Genomic DNA, 17,220 nt, shown 5'->3' with positions numbered 1-17,220 from the left:
GCATAAACCACGCTTTTGCTTGTGCTTTAGCGTGGTTTTTTTCTTTTGCGAAAAAAGATAAATGCGAAATCGTTTACGTGTGTTCTTGAGTAAAGCGGCATGCTAATGGTATGGTAGCTTGTTTTCTTTTCAAATTATAAAAATCTAAATAGCAAGGGGTTTACGCAATGCGTATCATTCTGCTTGGCGCTCCAGGCGCTGGTAAGGGCACTCAAGCTCAATTTATTATGGAAAAGTTTGGGATCCCTCAAATTTCAACCGGTGACATGTTACGTGCCGCTGTTAAATCAGGGAGCGAACTTGGTTTACAAGCTAAAGAGCTGATGGATAACGGTAAATTAGTTACTGATGAATTAGTTATCGCATTAGTTAAAGAGCGCATCAAACAAGATGACTGCCGCAATGGCTTCTTGTTGGATGGGTTCCCCCGTACTATCCCTCAAGCGGACGCCATGAAAGAAGCTGGCATCACTGTTGATAACGTGCTGGAATTTGATGTACCTGATGAAATCATTGTTGAGCGCATCATTGGTCGTCGTGTGCATGCACCATCAGGCCGTGTTTATCATATCAGCTTTAACCCACCAAAGGTTGAAGGCAAAGACGATGTAACAGGTGAAGAACTAACCATCCGTAAAGATGACCAAGAAGACACCGTACGTAAGCGTCTGGTTGAATACCATGCATTAACTGCACCTTTAATTGCGTATTACCAAAATGAAGCTAAACAAGGGAATACCAAGTACTTCAAATTAGACGGTACGCGTAAAGTAGCAGAAGTTAGTGAAGAACTGGCGAAAATTTTAGGTTAATATTTGTACTTATCATGATGTGTATTGCAGTAATAGTCACTGCAATTCGAATTATTTTAAGTATAAGGTATTATATGGAGGCAGCGATGATCGCTGCCTTTGTTTTTTATACCACTTGGTGACAAAAATCGTTAATTAACTGTGCTAAAGTTGGGAATAATTATCAATTAGGAGTTGTTTCATGTCAGAAAAAAAATACGGCATTTTGTTAGCTAACCTAGGAACCCCTGATGCCCCAACGACCTCAGCAGTGAAACGCTATTTAGCCGAATTTCTTAGTGATAAACGCGTTATTGATGTACCCCGCTTGATTTGGAAACCCATTTTGCATGGAGCGATTTTACCGCTTCGTTCTTCTAAGGTAGCGAAATTATACCAATCTATTTGGTTAGAAGGTGGCTCGCCATTACTGGTTTATTCTTTACGTCAAAAGCAAAAACTCGCTGAATTATTGCCGAATACTGCCGTAGAGATAGGTATGAGTTATGGTTCGCCTTCAATTAAAAGTGCGGTGGATAGCTTGCTAGACCAAGGCGTGACTGATTTAGTGGTACTTCCACTGTATCCACAGTACTCCTGTACGACAACTGCAGCGGTGTATGATGCATTAACGAGAGCATTTGCAAGCAGACGTACCATTCCAAGTGTGCAATTTATTCGGAGTTATGCGACACATCCCGCTTATATTCAAGCGCTAGTCAGCTCGATAGAAGAAAGCTTTGCTCTGCATGGTGAGCCAGATAGGCTTATATTGTCTTTCCATGGTATTCCGCAGCGTTATTGTGATACCGGAGATATTTACCAGCAAGAATGCGAAAAAACGGCGGAGGCACTCCGTGAGGCGCTGAATTATCCAAGTGACAAAGTCATGCTTACCTACCAGTCACGTTTTGGACGTGAGCCTTGGTTGATGCCTTATATGGATAAAACGATGCATGAATTACCCGCACAAGGAGTAAAGTCAGTTCAGGTCATTTGCCCAGGGTTTTCAGTTGATTGCTTAGAAACATTAGAAGAAATTAGCGAGCAAAATAAAGAGTTTTTTATGAGTAGTGGCGGTAATAAATATAATTACATACCGGCGTTAAATGATAATCCAAATAGTATTCATATGATTAATTCAATAATTCAAGATGTACTGAAATAAGTAATTCAGTAAATTAATGCAGAAAAGTTTGCTTATCGATATATCAATAAGCTGATTATAGACTATAATCACTTATCTGAAATTATAAATGATTGAATGAATGTTATGTCTTTTGGAATTAATATGAGCAATAAGCAGCAGCCACCACAAGGTAATATAGAGCAGAAGTCGTCTTCTGCTCATCAATTTCATATACAGCAAAACGATGAAATTGATTTGATGGCCTTGTTTTCCATTTTGTTAAAACATAAATTTTTGATTCTTATATTTACGATTGTTTGTATTGGGGTAAGTGTTGGTGTTGTTAAGTTATTACCTCAAAAATGGAGCAGTACTGCTATTGTTATTCCTCCTGCATCTGAAGAGCTTAAAGAAGTCAATGCATTTAAAGCGCAATTGGATGTCTTAGATATTCCTATTGATCTCAGTGCTCAACGTGTTTTTACTGCATTTATTGACCAATATCGTTCGAAAGTTAATCAAGAGAGTTATATAAGAAGTACTGAGTATTATCATAATCTTGCAGAGAAAATTGACCCAAAAGATGATGTTATCGCTCAGCAAAGGTTAGTAAACTCAATCATTTCTAATGATATTAAAATTCAAGATCTCTCAAAAGAGAAAAACAGTACTTCAAGTGATATTGTTTTGAGCTTTACTGCCCCTTTGCCAACGGAAGCCCAGGACTTACTTGAAGGTTATATTCGCTATAGTGCATCGAAAGTAAGGCAACAGTTAAAAGTTGAAATCGACAATATGATTTCAGAGAAACTTATTTATGCCAGTGAGTCACTAAAACGCGAAGTCAGCAAAATTCAAACGGAATACGATGTTAAGGTTGAAAGGCTTAAACGAGCTGTTGATATTGCAAAAGCGGCTGGAATTGAAAAGCCGATAGCCAGCGATTCTGTTGCTATCAATGATGACCCTGATTACCCTATTGCGTTAGGAACTGAAGCTTTAGAGAAAAAATTACTGATCGAAACCCAAAATCGTGATTTGGCATTGATGAGCGAAAACCTACAAAACCGTAAAATTTATATTGATGATTTACAAGAGTTAACCAGTAAAGAATTAAATTTTACGCCAGTTAAATTTATTTTAACGCCAGACTTACCGTTGCATAAAGATTCACCAAAATCATCGTTAATTGTTGCATTAAGCGCAATACTTGGTTTAATTTTGAGTTGTGCATTTGTGTTAAGTCGGGAACTTTACCGCGATTATAAATATCAAAATCAGTAAAATAACTTCCAAATGACAAACAATGGAGCCAGTGCCTTCTTTGCAGGTGCTGGCTTTACTTTATCGTGCTAGAATAGGGCGATGTTCCATTGTTAATCTTCTAATTATGAAATTCCCCGGTCAACGCAAGTCAAAACACTATTTTCCTGTTAGCCTCAGAGATCCTTTATTACAGCCTTTAAAAGAAACATTGGCGGATGATGAGAATTGTAAGTCCTATATCGTTGGTATCGATCAAACACTAGTCGATATTGAAGCGAAAGTGGATGACGATTTCATTCAGCGCTACCAGTTGAGTAAGGGACATTCATTGGTTATTGAAGATGATGCCGCTGAAGCTTTATATAAAGAACTTACAGATAATGCATTGATTACTCATGAGTTTGCGGGTGGGACAATTGGCAATACACTGCACAATTATTCAGTATTAGCCGATGACAGATCTGTGTTATTGGGCACAATGTGTAATAACATCCAAATTGGTAGCTATGCCTATCGCTATTTATGCCACACCTCAAGCCGTATGGATTTAAATTTTCTACAAGGTGTGGATGGCCCTATTGGGCGTTGTTTTACCTTAGTTACTGAAAATGGCGAGCGAACTTTTGCTATCAGTCCAGGCCATATGAACCGCTTGCACCCAAATAGCATTCCCGAAGATATCATTGCGGGGGCTTCCGCGCTGGTTTTAACGGCTTATTTAGTCCGCTGCAAACCCGGAGAAACTATGCCGGATGCGACTATGCAGGCTATTGCGTATGCGAAAAAGCATAATGTTCCCGTTGTGTTGACGCTTGGAACTAAATTTGTCATCGCTCAAGACCCTCAGTTCTGGCGTGATTTCTTAGCGGAACATATTTCAGTAGTTGCAATGAATGAAGATGAAGCACAGGAGCTGACAGGGCTGAGTGACCCATTACTTGCCTCTAATATGGCATTAGACTGGGTCGATTTAGTTTTATGCACAGCGGGCCCGTCAGGCTTGTATATGGCTGGCTATACGGAAGACGCTTATAAACGTACGACGCAGCACCCACTATTGCCGGGGGCGATTGCAGAATTTAACTTATACGAGTTTAGCCGAGCAATGCGTCAGCAAGATTGCCAAGTTCCATTACGAATTTTCTCGCATATTGAGCCTTACATGGGCGGGCCTGAGAAAATCATGAACACGAATGGGGCGGGAGACGGGGCTTTATCTGCATTACTTCACGATATTACTGCCAATTCTTACCATCGCTCTAATGTGCCTAATTCCAGTAAACATGAGCGCCAATACTTAACTTATTCATCTTTAGCCCAAGTGTGTAAATATGCTAATCGTGTAAGTTATCAAGTATTAACTCAGCATTCGCCTCGCTTGACTCGTGGCTTACCTGAAAAAGAAGATAGCTTAGAAGAATCTTATTGGGAACGTTAAAGCGAAATAATTCTCATTTTAATTAATGATATCGATTTTAAGGCACTTCAATATAATTGTTATTGAGGTGCCTTTATTTTTGAACAATTATTTTGATGAATTGTTGTCACTAAATTTTATTAATTGAAGTAATTATTTACATTCAAATTATGTATCTATAAATAATGTAATGGTTAATGATGACTAATATAAATAACCATATAGTGAGTGCAATGTTAATAATTGATGAGAGTTTGAATTAATTTCAGACCAATAAATAAAAGCTGCATACTACTTTATGAGTATTCATATTTAGCATGCAGCGAGTTGTATATTTAAATATATAAATATGGTTAATGTTAATTAATGTTGCTTCGCAACAGCGAGTTCACTTTCTTCTTTGGCTATTTCAGCCGCTTTTATATCTTCAGCTTCATAGCGCATTGCTTGTGGCACTGATATTTTAATCGCAATAAATACCGCTAAGAAGCCACCAACCAACTTACCAAGCAGAATAGGTAAAACAAGCGTGGGTTGGAAATTGGCCGTGAACGCAAGGTGGTCACCGATGGTGGCTTGCGCACAAACACCAAATGCAACGCAGAGTACTTTGTCTCTAGCTCGCATTTCTTTGAATAAATGATAAGTTGCAATAATGTTTGCCATAACCATAATAAAACCCAAAGACCCGGTATCACTCAGTTTTAAACGGTTACTTAATGCACGTACTAAAGGTTTACAGTAGCGTTGGAATAAATAACAAATTGGGAATGTACCCGCTAACATAATACCGATATAGCCCGCAATCTCGATGGCGCGGAATAACTCATTTTGGTCCGCAAACAGTGGGTCGAAGCCCCATGCCCCGAAAACTTTAGTGAATACCCCGGTAAAGTGTTCAACGATTGAAAATGCTAAGACTAATTTGACGAATGCATCCATGATTTTACCGAAAATCAGGAAACCCGTTACCATTAACATTGGGCGATATTTTAGCCCAGCAGCTAATAAAAAACAGAATACAAACAGCGGCATCAAGTATTGCAACATGGTAAAGAAATCTAAGGTTAATTGATGTGCTGCCGGTGAGTTCGTAGAGATAATATCCCTGACAGGAATATTATTGAACGTAATTAATAGCAGTGAAGCGAGTACGCCAAATGGTATTGAGATCAACCCAGCCATTGCACCAAGCGCAAGGTATTTATGATCTTTGCGATTTAGCATTGTTAACCCTACTGGGATCAGGTAAACAATAGTGGCCCCAGAGGTATAACCGATCAACATTGCGGTGATCCACATGTCTCGATTCGTCGTCAGTGCATCGGCTAGTTGGTAACCGCCCATGTCAACTGCAATAATCGATAAGGCCGCAATGGAAACGTCTGATCCAACAGAGGAAAAGACAGGCCCAAGAATGTAAGAGATTAACTGTGAGAGTAGTGGAACTGCAGCCATGATCCCCGCTTGGGCAAGAAACACGGGACCAATAGAAAAGATCCCGTTAACAAACTCTTTTCCAAGATCGCTGGTGGGTCTGACAATGGATGCGACTGCGCCAATGATGGCTCCGCACATGATCAAGTAAATAATGTAATTTCCGAATTCAGCCATGGTAGGGTTTCCTTTTATTATTTTAGTGTCTTAATTGGCGAGAACGGGCAATGATGTCGCGATATTGTTCCATCACACCTTGCATGTTCGTTCCATCAGGATGTGTCACAGTAGCGTTGCGTCTTACCGCCATTTCGTGAGTGATACCGATGCCTTTGCGAGCCAGCAAGGCTGCGCCTAGTGCGGTGACTTCACGGTTTGCTGGTGCTTCAATGTCTTTCTGTAATAAATTCGCTAAAAATTGTTTAAAATATTGATTTGAAGAAAGCCCTCCATCGACTGAGATTGATTGGCCTAACGGTGAAATTTTTTCCATTGCAAAAATAACTTCAGCGGAGCGCGCTGCGATGCCTTCCAAAACAGACTGCATCATATCTTTTTTGTCAGTATCTAATGAAAGCCCCGCCCAGAGACCCGCAGCACTGCGATCCCAGTATGGGCAGCCTAAACCAGATAACGCTGGGACAAAGGCGAGACCACGTTTAATCGCAGATTCAGCCCTGAAATCACCAAGCTCATCGAATGAGTCAAATAAACCGATTTTGCGAGCCCAATTGATGGCAGACGCTGCGTTGTACACGCCACCATCTAAGCCAAATACCGGGGGTTGATTGGGGAACTTCCAGCAGAGTGTGGGTAGTAAACCGCTGTCATGAGTTTGTGGTATATCTGTACCAGTCAATGCTTGCAAAAAAGCGCCTGTACCGAAGGTAATTTTTGCATCACCTTTTTCACGACAGCCATGGCCAAATGTGCCAGCAAATTGGTCAACAATAATGGCTGTGACTGGTGTGAGATGCCCATCGAGATTTACTGCACCAAAATCACCGATGTTATCTTTAATTGGTGGTAAGCAGTGGATGGGAACACCAAAAATGTCACACAGTTCTTGGTCCCATTCTAATGTATGAATGTTGAGTAATGACGTTCGAGATGCTGAGTTATAGTCGGTGACGAATACGCCACATAAACGGTCGAGAAAAAAAGCATCCATCGTACCGATACGCAGTTTATTTTTATCCGCTAATGTTTTTGCTCCGACGACATTTTCAATTATCCACCCCATTTTGCTGGCGGAAAAATACGGGTCGAGAGGTAATCCCGACTTAGATTGCACCAGTGGCTCTAACCCTGCCTCTTTGAGCATTGAGATGGTTTTCTCTGTCCGCAAGTCTTGCCAGACAATGGCATTGTATAAAGGACGCTTGCTGTCCGCATCCCATGCCACAATACTTTCACCTTGGTGACAAAGCCCAATAGCATCAACAACTTCACAGCTGTGTAAGCACTTAATGATGTTTGCCAGTATTTCCTCTGGGTCGTGTTCAACCCAACCACTATTCAATGTGATTTGCTTATGAGGAATGCTCATAGGGGAGTGGTAATGGCCGCCTTCTTCAAAGACAACGACCCGGGTTCCCGTTGTTCCCTGATCGATAGCCGCATAACGTTGATTGAGCATCACAGTATTCCCAGTGTTATAAATGTTGTAAATAGGTCTGTTTTTTTGCTTACTATCGTTTAATCGGAAATAAAATCCACAAAAAACTCACAGCAAGTTTCACTAATGTGACAAAACTCACAATAAAGTAACAATGTGAGTAAGTTTTTGGTTGTTGTTGTGCTTTGTGTTGTTTTAATTATTGTGATTGTGGGAATTATGTGGTTTTATGTGTGCAAGTTTTAAGTTAAGGATCTCAGCCATGGAAATTAATAATAAAAAGATTTGGGATGTCATTGTCATCGGCGGTGGTGTCATTGGCTGTGCAGTGACACGCAAATTCACACTGATGGGTGCCAACACGTTGTTACTCGAACGTGGAGGTGACATTCTTTCGGGAGCAAGTAAGGCAAATAGTGCGCTATTACATACAGGTTTTGACGCCACACCAGGGAGTCTAGAACTTGAGTGCATGCAAGAAGGGTATCGTGAATTCATTGAAATCAGAGAAAAAATGAATTTACCTCTTCTTGAAACAGGAGCATTAGTGGTTGCATGGAATGATGAGCAACTCAGTAAATTACCTGCGATAGTTGAGCAAGCGCACACTAATAATGTATTAGATGTGACAATTATTGATAAAGAAGAACTCTATCGTAGAGAACCACATTTAGCACAAGGCGCACTTGCGGCCGTTTCTGTGCCAGGTGAGGCGGTTATCGACCCATGGAGTACACCACTTTCGTATTTAACACAAGCTGTGAAACATGGGGCTGAATACCGTTTTCATTGTGAGGTAAGCGGTGGAGCACTCAATGATGGAATATGGCGTTTAACCACATCAAAAGGTGAGTTTTCTGCCCGTTTAGTCATTAACTGCGCAGGGATCAACGGGGACATTGTTGAATCAATTTGCCACCCATCACCGTTCCAAATAAAACCACGTAAAGGACAGTTCCTCGTTTATGATAAAGCCGCAGCAGCAGATATCAATGCGATTATCTTGCCAGTGCCAACGGCTATCACAAAAGGTGTTTTGCTATCAAAAACCATCTTTGGCAACCTCTTACTTGGCCCAACAGCGGAGGAACAAGATGACCGTTGGAAGGCAGAAGTAAAACAAGAAGTCCTTGAGGACTTAATTGCCCAAGGTTCACGTATGTTACCTTCATTGCACAATTACAGTGTGACCGCAACCTATGCGGGGTTACGTCCTGCCACAGAAGAAAAGTATTACCGTATTAATGATTATCCTGAAAAACAGTGGATATGTGCGGGGGGAATTCGTTCAACAGGCTTAACTTCGGCTTTAGGGGTGGCAAGCTATCTTGGTAAATTGTATCAAGAAAACTTCACACCACTTTTTGAATTATCACCGCCAGAAGCACTAATTTGGCCAACCATGCCAATGATTTCTGAATATCATCAGCGGGATTACCAATGCAAAAGCAATGGCGGTATTGTTTGCCATTGTGAATTAGTGACTCAGCGGGAGATTGAGGCCGCATTTGATTCGGATATTCCTCCCGAATGTTTGGGCGCTTTACGCCGCAGAACGCGAGTGATGATGGGGCGCTGTAATGGGTTTTATTGTAGTAGCCAGGTGGCTGAAATCATTAATGGTCGTTTCGACCACACACTGGCAGTGGAGGCCGTAAAATGAGTTTAAATTATGATGTGATTATCATTGGCTCGGGCCCTACTGGTGTTGCTGCTGCACAGGCTTTGCGTCGTCGCGGTATTCAAAATATCGCCATTATTGAACGTGAAGCGCAGGCAGGAGGCGTTCCGCGTCATTGCCAGCACCCAACTTTTGGCATACTCGCATTCAAGCGCCCGATGAAAGGCAATCAATTTGCAGAAAAAATTGTTAATCAACTGGGAAATACACCAATTTTCACCCGTAGTACGGTAACGGCACTGCAGCCTAATGGAAAATTAACGGTTTCAACACCAGAAGGCCTTGTCGAAATGCAAGCTAAGCGGGTTCTGATAGCGACTGGGGTCAGAGAAACACCTAGACACCCGCGCTTAGTTTCAGGCTTGCGCCCTCAAGGGGTATTAACAGCCGGGGCATTACAGCAATTTGTTTATCTAAATGGTAAGAAGCCTTGCCGCAATCCAGTGATAGTAGGCAGTGAATTAGTGAGTTTTTCTGCATTATGGACACTAAAAAATGCAGGTGTTAAAGCCCAAGCGATGATTGAAAGTGGCGAACGGATTTTAGCGTTTAAACCCGCGACTTTATTTGCCAAAGCGATGGGAACCTCCGTTTATTTGAATAGTAAAATTACTGAAATTGGTGGATTAGATCGCGTGGAATATGTGGTTATTGAAACCAAAGGTAAAAGCCACAAAATTATGTGTGATTCGGTCATTTTTACGGGGCAATTTGTTGGTGAAAACACCTTAATCCGTAAAAGTCATTTGGGGTTTGATGCGGCGACAGGAAAACCGGTAACAGACCAATATGGGCGTTGCTCAGATGCTAGTTATTATGCTGCGGGCAATATGTTGCATCCGGCCGATATGGGTGACCAATGCTATCAAGAAGGTTTAGTGACAGGAGGGCGGATAGCAGACGATTTATTAGCGAATCATCATCAACAACAATTGAAAGAAACCCAACATATTCCTGTGCAGTTTGACTCGAAAATTTGTTTTAGTGTTCCTGCATGTATTGATATTGATATTGATATTGATAATTTATCAGTGCGACAAATTGATTTTAATATCAAAGTTGAACAACCTGTGAGCGGAACTATTCGAGTTATGGCAGGAAATACCCTGTTATATGAAAAACGCCATCGCTGTTTACCAACACGACGTATTTTACTGAAAAATATTGATTTAACAAAAATACAACGGGACGCTACTGAAATTAGTATCACTGTTGTATAGTGCTGGAAAGTTAAATGGTTAAGAAGGATTAAACTATGTGTGAGGGACGTTCCTCAAAAGTACGTCATCAAACCATCATTGAGCTGCTTTCTACTCAAGGGCAGGTTTACGTACAGGAGCTTGCAAAACATTTTAATGTCGCGCAAGAAACTATCCGTCGTGACCTTAGTAAACTTGAAACTCAAAAGTTACTGAAAAAAGTCCATGGTGGAGCCGTTAATATCCAGTCAAAATTTGAGCGTAATTTTACGGAAAGAGCACAAGCCGCGGTTGATGAGAAAAAAGCGATTGCAGCAAAAGCGGCTGAGCTGATAAAACCTGGAGACACATTGTTTATTGATTTTGGCACAACCACCTTTGAATTTAGCCAAAGAATTAAGTTGATTGATAATTTAACCGTCATTACGAATTCGCCTTTATTGGCAAATACGTTACAAGAAAACTCAACCATCGAAACAATTTTGATTGGTGGGCAATTTAATGCAGCGCAAAATGCATGCTTAGGTGCGATAGCACTAAAAAACATTGCTGAATTTTTTGCTGATTACGCAGTGATTGGCGCAGGGGCGATACACGCTCTGCATGGTGTGATGGACCAGCACGTCGATGAAGCTGCGATCGCGCAAAAGATGATGGAAAATAGCGATAAATTAATGGTATTAGCGGATGGCACAAAGGCCAATAAGCATGCGATTAATTTTGTGACAAGTTGGGAAAACATTGACTATTTGGTGACCACCAGCAAAGAGTTTAAATTACCTGAAAATAAAAAACACCCTAAAACGAAGATTATTGTTGCGGATGTTGAATAAGCTTTAATTTTTATCATTCAATTATAAACACCCCCTATGAAATATATTTAATTATTTTTCATAGGGTTACTTTACCCAAAATTTGATTAACGCCAATACTAGGAATTATTATGAGCCTCTATTTTATTGCTTGCCCTTATTCAGACCCCGATAGCAATGTTGTGGAAATGCGCTTCCAAGAGTGCACTAAATTCGCGGCAGAGCTTGCGCTTAAAGGTATAGCAACTTATAGCCAAATCACGATGACCCATCCTATTAACCAATACCTTGCCTCACAAGGACAAAAAGTCGCTTGGTCTTCTATTGATATGGAGTTTCTAAAGCGTTGTGATGGGTTAATTGTGCTGACATTACCGGGGTGGGAGAAGAGCGGCGGTGTTGCAGCGGAAATTCAGTTTTTTAAAGACCAAGGGTTGCCGGTTTGGACAGGGGATGAGTTCAAAGAACAAATGGCAGAATAACGTTTATTTATCGCTATCTTGATGATCCATGACGTTTTATCGTCATGGATTTTTTTGTGCACAAAAAAGCCGTAACCCAAAGGCTACGGCTTTAAAGATAGGGCGGCGTTTAGTGGCTAGGTTTTAGATATTCATCTAAGTTTTTGCCTTCGACTTTTCTATTGTCGTTATCAATAAAATCATCAATAGAACAACCGAACTCTTCCACATCATTGCACATGAGTGTCGCCATAGATTTAGCAATTTCATGTTCACCAATAATAATATGCTCAGCCCCTCGTTCTTTGATAAAGCTGACTTCATCATCATAATGGGCACGAACAATCACAGTGATATCTGGGTTCATTTCTTTTGCTGTTGCGACAATCTCCCCTGCTTCATAACCATTCGGAATGGTTAAAAGCAATGTTTTGGCGCATTCAATACGTGCAAGACTAATGATATCTTTATTTGCGCCATTGCCTAAAATTGCGCTAAAGCCATTTTCAGCAAGTTCTTCAAACCGAGCGCGGGTATCTTCAACAACAACAACCGGAATCTCCCTTCTACGCAGTTTGTCTGCAAGCATGCCACCGACTCGGCCGTAACCGACAATGATTGCGTGGCCGCAGATATCGACAGGAACTTGAGTTTCTTCTTCCAGAGTCTCTTCCAGCAGTTGCTCTTCGATAGTCTCGGTTTTCTCAAGGTATTTATCTAATAAGCTAAATAACACAGGATTCAGCATAATAGAGACAATTGCGCCTGCTAATACCAAGTTTTGTGCGTCTTTATCCATCACGCCAAGGGTCAAGCCCATGCCTGCTAAGATAAAGGCAAACTCACCGATTTGCGCCAAACTGACGGAAATGGTTAGTGCTGTTCGCCGTGAGTGCCCAAACATCCTGACAAGAACCAAGGCCGCTGCAGATTTACCAATAATGATAATGGCCAGAACCCCTAAAATCCCTAAAGGTTGTTCAATTAACACGACTGGGTCGAATAGCATCCCAACCGAGACAAAGAACAGAACAGCAAAGGCGTCACGTAATGGCAGAGTGTCTTGTGCAGCGCGATGGCTGAGCTCAGACTCATTTAATACCATCCCTGCGAAGAACGCACCGAGGGCAAATGAAGCATCGAAAATCGCCACAGCGGCATAGGCAATACCTAATGCAAGTGCGAGAACAGCAAGGGTAAATAGTTCACGAGAACCTGTTGATGCGGTACGTGATAAAATCCATGGGATCACTTTACGACCCACGACAATCATAATGAATATGAATAGAACTACTTTACCAATTGTCCATGCAAGGCCTAATGCAAGCTCACTGAAACTTGCGTCATCTGTGTTCATAATAGCGGCTGCGGCAGGCAGTAGAACAAGTGTTAAGACCATGGCTAAGTCTTCAACGATCAGCCAGCCTATAGCAATTTGCCCACGCTGGCTTTCAATCAATTGACGTTCTTCTAAGGCCCGTAGTAATACGACGGTACTGGCAGTGGATAAACACAGGCCAAATACAACGCCTGTAAATATTCCCCAACCAAATAGCATAGAGAGGCCAAGACCCAATAAGGTGGCTACTGCGATTTGTGCAATGGCTCCGGGAATGGCGATAGCTTTAACAGCAAGTAAATCTTTTAATGAAAAATGTAGGCCAACCCCAAACATCAGTAAGATAACACCGATTTCAGCAAGTTCAGGTGCCAGTGCTGCATCAGCAACAAAACCGGGGGTAAATGGGCCTGCGAGAACACCGGCTGCAAGGTAGCCAACTAAAGGGGAAATTTTTAATCGCTGCGCGATCATACCTAACAAATATGCAAGGGCGAGACCACCAACAATGGTTGTGATTAAGGGCGTTGAATGCTCCATTTAGTCTCCTCTGGTGAATATAAAAATAGAAAGGTGGGTACATGCCGTTGACTTTTAAAATGAGGCCTTCATTTTAAAATGCAATTTGCATGTTTTTATATTCTAACTTTTTTTGAGATAAATTTCCTTAAAAAAATGAAATGTTTTTAAAAAAAAGACAGCTTAAAGGTGCTAAATCGTTACAAGCGCTATGTTTGTGAGATTTTTATCTGGAATTTGTTTGGATTGAGGAAGGAAAGACCCATACTTATTTTTAGGTAAGTATGGGTAAAATAAGAAAATAAAACTATTTGTTACCAATATTTGGCAGTAATACTGTAAAAATCCCAAGTAATGGTAAGAAAGCGCAATAATGATAAACTTGTTCAATACTGGTTTGGTCTGCGATATGACCTAAAACTGCTGCACCAACACCCCCCATACCGAAGGCCAGCCCAAAGAACAACCCTGATACCATGCCGGTTTTACCGGGGATCAGCTCTTGTGCGTAGACTAAAATAGCTGAAAATGCGGAGGCTAAAATCAAACCAATAATGACGGTAAGTACCCCAGTCCAATAGAGGGATGCGTAGGGTAAAATTAAAGTAAATGGCGCAACACCAAGGATTGAGAACCAAATAACGTATTTACGCCCTATTTTGTCACCTATTGGCCCGCCAATCATTGTGCCAGCGGCAACGGCAAATAAGAAAACAAACAAATGAATTTGCGCATTTTGCACTGAAACACCGAATTTATCGATCAGATAAAAGGTGTAATAGCTGCTGATACTGGCCAAATAGAAGTATTTGGAGAAAATCAGGACTAATAGTACAGCTAAAGAGCCAACAATGACTTTACGTGGTAAGACTTTTACATTCCCCGCACCGATCGGTTTTTTACTTGCGGCACGATGTTGGTGTTTATACCAACTGCTGACTTGCAGCAAAATAACAATTGCAAGTAGGGCTGCTAGTGAGAACCAACCAATATTACCTTTGCCATAAGGTTCAATAATCAGCGCTGCAAGTAATGGCCCAAGGGAGGCCCCTAAGTTGCCACCCACTTGGAAAAAGGATTGTGCGAGGCCATGACGTCCCCCTGATGCCATACGTGCAACACGTGAGGACTCAGGGTGGAATACGGAAGAGCCTGTTCCAACGAGTGCCGCGGCCAGTAATATAGTCGGGAAGGTTTCAGCCATTGCTAGCAATATTAATCCCGTTAACGTGAAGCTCATACCTATTGGCAGAGAATATGGCTGCGGGTGTTTATCGGTATAATAGCCGATAATAGGTTGCAGTAATGATGCAGTAATCTGATAGGTGAGGGTGATCATCCCAATTTGGGCAAAACTTAATGAAAAATCAGATTGTAATAAAGGATAAATGGCTAAGATCAGTGACTGGATCATGTCATTAAGTAAATGGGAGACACTGATGGCAGTTAGGATACTAAAGACCGTTTTCCCCGTTTTGTTTATTGGCTTTGACGGGCTTGGGTTGTTAGGGTTTGTGGTTTGCTCACTCATATTATTATCAACTTTCTGTGTTACATAATTGTTATCAATATAACTGAAATACAATTTATTTAAATGGATAAATAAATCACGTGAATAATTAGTGTCGGTTAATTATTTGATGATGATCTCATTTTTATGAAACGAATTTCTTATTCTGCAATAGGTATCAAATCCTGATCATATTTTTATGCTATAAGACAGCAGGTAGTGACAAACTATAATCTAATATGACTGAATAAAAATTCCTATATCAGCAGGGAGAAATGTATGAAGTTTGCATTTAAGGCATCCGCATGCGCATTAACGGTATCGTTAGCGTTAATACCCGCAACTATGGCAAATGCGTGGGAAAAAGACAAAACATACAATATTACCATTCTACATACCAATGACCATCACGGCCATTTCTGGCACAACGACCATGGCGAATATGGTTTAGCCGCGCAAAAAACGGTGGTTGATGAAATTCGTGACGAAGTCGCTAAGCAAGGTGGTAGTGTTTTACTGCTCTCTGGTGGTGATATTAATACCGGTGTACCAGAGTCTGATTTACAAGATGCAGAACCCGATTTTAAAGGAATGAACTTAGTGGGTTACGATGCGATGGCATTAGGGAACCATGAGTTTGATAACCCGCTTGAAACGCTGCGTCAGCAAGAAAAGTGGGCAACCTTTCCGTTTTTATCCGCCAATATTTATCAAAGCAGCACAGGCAAACGTCTTTTCAAGCCTTATCAAGTTTTTGATAAACAAGGTGTAAAAATTGCAGTGATGGGGCTGACAACTGACGATACTGTACGTATCGGTAACCCTGCTAACTTCCCTGATGTTGAATTCCGTGTGCCTGCGGATGAAGCTAAAAAAGTGGTTGAAGAGCTCCGCGCAACAGAAAAACCAGATATTATCATCGCAGCAACGCATATGGGCCACTATGACGATGGCAATCATGGCTCCAATGCCCCTGGCGATGTCGAAATGGCGCGCAGCTTACCGGCTGGCTATTTAGATATGATAGTGGGTGGTCACTCACAAGACCCTGTTTGTATGTCTCAAGAAAAGAAAAACTACAAACAAGAAGACTATGTACCAGGTACGCCGTGTGCGCCAGATAACCAAAATGGGACTTGGATTGTTCAAGCTCATGAATGGGGTAAATATGTTGGTCGTGCGGATTTTGAGTTTAAAAACGGCAAGTTTACGCTCAAGCACTACCAGTTAATTCCTATTAACTTGAAGAAAAAAGTGACAAAAGAAGATGGAACGAGCGAGCGAGTTTACTATACGCAAGAAATTGCTCACAACCCTGACATGATGAAATTATTGACACCTTATCAAGAAAAAGGTGACAAGCAACTGAGTGTTAAAGTGGGATCTGTTGAAGGCAAACTCGAAGGCGATCGCAGCAAAGTGCGTTTTGTACAAACCAATATGGGGCACCTTCTGTTAGCTGCACAGAAAGAACGTGCAGGAGCTGACTTCGCGATCATGAGTGGTGGCGGTGTTCGTGACTCTATCGAAAGTGGCGATATCACTTATAAAGATGTTCTTAAAGTTCAGCCATTTGCCAATGAGTTAGTTTATGTGGATTTCAAAGGTGATGAAGTTATCCCATACCTGACCGCAGTTGCGAATATGAAACCGGATGCAGGTGCATATGGCCAGTTCTACAATGTGAACTTAACGCTGAATAAAGATGGCACGATCAGTGATGTCAAAATTGATGGTAAGCCTGTTGACCCAGCGAAAACCTATCGTATGGCAACGTTGAATTTTAATGCGATTGGTGGTGACGGTTACCCGAAAATTGACAACCACCCTAATTACGTTAATACCGGCTTTGTCGATGCGGAAGTGCTCAAAGGATATATTGAAAAACACTCTCCACTGAAAGCGGCAGACTATGAGCCAAAAGGTGAGATTATTTATAATAATAAATAATTAAATCATTATTACCTTGAAAGCCTCACCGCTCGCGGTGGGGCTTTTTTAGCTAAAGGTGATTTAACAGCCACCAGTACCATCATGGTTT

13 protein-coding genes are annotated in these 17,220 nt (G+C 41.3%); 9 read left to right on the top strand and 4 right to left on the bottom strand.

Going from position 1 to position 17,220, the window contains the following annotated elements; translation table 11 throughout:
* The first annotated feature begins 167 nt into the window (after positions 1 to 167).
* From adk to PR800_RS17680, 4 genes are all read left to right on the top strand, one after another.
* Positions 168 to 812, top strand: coding sequence for an adenylate kinase (adk, locus tag PR800_RS17695; RefSeq protein WP_239978556.1), 645 nt, complete (start codon positions 168 to 170; stop codon positions 810 to 812).
* 181 nt (positions 813 to 993) lie between these two features.
* Positions 994 to 1,959 carry a ferrochelatase gene (gene hemH / locus PR800_RS17690; protein WP_102139392.1) on the top strand — a complete coding sequence of 322 codons (966 nt, stop codon included), beginning with the start codon at positions 994 to 996 and terminating at the stop codon, positions 1,957 to 1,959.
* A 123-nt stretch (positions 1,960 to 2,082) separates the two neighbouring features.
* Positions 2,083 to 3,204, top strand: a complete 1,122-nt coding sequence (gene wzz(fepE) / locus PR800_RS17685; protein ID WP_181490076.1) for an LPS O-antigen length regulator Wzz(fepE) — start codon at positions 2,083 to 2,085, stop codon at positions 3,202 to 3,204.
* 106 nt (positions 3,205 to 3,310) lie between these two features.
* Positions 3,311 to 4,624, top strand: a complete 1,314-nt coding sequence (locus PR800_RS17680) for an inosine/guanosine kinase (protein ID WP_102139442.1) — start codon at positions 3,311 to 3,313, stop codon at positions 4,622 to 4,624.
* A 342-nt stretch (positions 4,625 to 4,966) separates the two neighbouring features.
* On the opposite strand, the gene eutH is transcribed toward PR800_RS17680, so the two are convergent.
* Together eutH and PR800_RS17670 are read right to left on the bottom strand one after the other, a co-directional pair.
* On the bottom strand, positions 4,967 to 6,217 hold the full coding sequence (gene eutH / locus PR800_RS17675; protein WP_102139391.1) for an ethanolamine utilization protein EutH: 1,251 nt from the start codon (positions 6,215 to 6,217) through the stop codon (positions 4,967 to 4,969).
* A gap of 22 nt (positions 6,218 to 6,239) precedes the next feature.
* Positions 6,240 to 7,679: an FGGY family carbohydrate kinase gene (locus PR800_RS17670; RefSeq protein WP_102139390.1), complete on the bottom strand. Its 1,440-nt coding sequence runs from the start codon at positions 7,677 to 7,679 to the stop codon at positions 6,240 to 6,242.
* Between the two features lie 241 nt (positions 7,680 to 7,920).
* Here PR800_RS17670 and PR800_RS17665 point away from each other — a divergent pair, with 241 nt between their 5' ends.
* The 4 genes from PR800_RS17665 to PR800_RS17650 all read left to right on the top strand — a co-directional run bounded on the left by PR800_RS17665 (position 7,921) and on the right by PR800_RS17650 (position 11,832).
* A complete protein-coding gene (locus tag PR800_RS17665) occupies positions 7,921 to 9,321 on the top strand; it encodes an NAD(P)/FAD-dependent oxidoreductase (protein ID WP_166265683.1) in 1,401 nt (466 codons plus the stop codon).
* The gene (locus tag PR800_RS17660; protein ID WP_272531204.1) at positions 9,318 to 10,559 is read left to right on the top strand and encodes an NAD(P)/FAD-dependent oxidoreductase; all 1,242 of its coding nucleotides are present in this window, start codon (positions 9,318 to 9,320) and stop codon (positions 10,557 to 10,559) included. The genes PR800_RS17665 and PR800_RS17660 overlap by 4 nt, the downstream gene beginning before the upstream one ends.
* A 35-nt stretch (positions 10,560 to 10,594) precedes the next feature.
* Positions 10,595 to 11,371: a DeoR/GlpR family DNA-binding transcription regulator gene (locus PR800_RS17655; protein ID WP_102139387.1), complete on the top strand. Its 777-nt coding sequence runs from the start codon at positions 10,595 to 10,597 to the stop codon at positions 11,369 to 11,371.
* A gap of 110 nt (positions 11,372 to 11,481) precedes the next feature.
* Positions 11,482 to 11,832: a DUF1937 family protein gene (locus PR800_RS17650; RefSeq protein WP_102139386.1), complete on the top strand. Its 351-nt coding sequence runs from the start codon at positions 11,482 to 11,484 to the stop codon at positions 11,830 to 11,832.
* Between the two features lie 109 nt (positions 11,833 to 11,941).
* On the opposite strand, the gene ybaL is transcribed toward PR800_RS17650, so the two are convergent.
* Together ybaL and PR800_RS17640 are read right to left on the bottom strand one after the other, a co-directional pair.
* Positions 11,942 to 13,690, bottom strand: a complete 1,749-nt coding sequence (gene ybaL / locus PR800_RS17645; RefSeq protein WP_102139385.1) for a YbaL family putative K(+) efflux transporter — start codon at positions 13,688 to 13,690, stop codon at positions 11,942 to 11,944.
* A gap of 286 nt (positions 13,691 to 13,976) precedes the next feature.
* Entirely contained in the window at positions 13,977 to 15,200 is a 1,224-nt protein-coding gene (locus PR800_RS17640) for an MFS transporter (RefSeq protein ID WP_102139384.1), read from the bottom strand.
* A gap of 258 nt (positions 15,201 to 15,458) precedes the next feature.
* Here PR800_RS17640 and ushA point away from each other — a divergent pair, with 258 nt between their 5' ends.
* Positions 15,459 to 17,129, top strand: a complete 1,671-nt coding sequence (ushA, locus tag PR800_RS17635; RefSeq protein WP_166265680.1) for a bifunctional UDP-sugar hydrolase/5'-nucleotidase UshA — start codon at positions 15,459 to 15,461, stop codon at positions 17,127 to 17,129.
* Positions 17,130 to 17,220 lie beyond the last annotated feature (91 nt).

The organism is Providencia sp. PROV205 (genome assembly GCF_028479505.1).
GTDB lineage: Bacteria > Pseudomonadota > Gammaproteobacteria > Enterobacterales > Enterobacteriaceae > Providencia > Providencia huaxiensis.
Note: the sequence above shows the minus strand (reverse complement) of the source record. Positions and strands in the feature narration are given on the sequence as shown.